The sequence below is a fragment of the Psychrobacter sp. AOP7-B1-24 genome (assembly GCF_052376215.1).
Lineage (GTDB): Bacteria > Pseudomonadota > Gammaproteobacteria > Pseudomonadales > Moraxellaceae > Psychrobacter.
The window spans coordinates 1-741 of the sequence record NZ_JBQSVL010000196.1 but is presented as its reverse complement, the minus strand read 5'-3'; the positions used below and the strand labels follow the sequence as shown (position 1 = coordinate 741).

Here is a 741-nt window from a genome sequence, read left to right as displayed (position 1 = left end):
TATTCAGTAGTTTTTGAATACGCTTATTTTTATGAAAAGCAGCATTATCCATGACAAGTACGCATTTTCTCTTAAGCTTTGGTATCAGCGTGAATTTGCACCAGTGATAGAAAACCTCTTTATTGATGTTGGTCTTTAAGCAATCGAGCGCAAACAGCATTTTGCCATAGAGCGCACCAATGACGTTGGTTCTATCTTTGGCTTGCCAGTTATAACGGTCAATGCAAGGGCTACCGATGGGTGCATAGCCACAAGGACGCATCGTTTCACTCTCAAACCCACTCTCATCCATGTAGACAATAGCAAAGCCTTGAGCGATGTAGTGGTTAAGTTTTTTTAGGTAGTGAGCCCGCTTTAGTGGACAAGCTTTGGGATGCTCAAGTGTCTTTTTTTTTGCTAATACCAATACGTTTTAAGGCTTTACTAATGCCTGTTGGACTGCAATTAAAACGCTGGGCTCGCTCATAATGATAATCGTCAGGGTGGTCTTTGACGTCTTGAGCTAAGGCTTCATCCTCTATTTTGTAGGGAGTGATGTCTCGAGTGGTTTTACTGTGAAGACGCTTTTTCCACTTCTGTATGGTCGTTGGACTGATATCATAGAAAACAGCAGCTTCGGCAAAGGTCATGCCCTCATCTAAGCTTTTAAGAACTTGTTTGCGGTAATCTAGGGAGTAAGTCATAGTTGTTTATAGTGGTAATCGTTTAGTTGATTTATTTTATAACATTTTTGTGGTCATC

General features: G+C 40.8%; 2 protein-coding genes. Both read right to left on the bottom strand.

What is annotated here, in order from left to right:
* Nucleotides 1-406, bottom strand: a 406-nt coding sequence (locus ACT3QP_RS14970) for a transposase (protein WP_444526050.1), incomplete at its 3' end; no start/stop codon positions are given.
* A complete protein-coding gene (locus ACT3QP_RS14965; RefSeq protein ID WP_192518682.1) occupies nucleotides 378-683 on the bottom strand; it encodes an IS630 transposase-related protein in 306 nt (101 codons plus the stop codon). The genes ACT3QP_RS14970 and ACT3QP_RS14965, both read right to left, overlap by 29 nt.
* Nucleotides 684-741 lie beyond the last annotated feature (58 nt).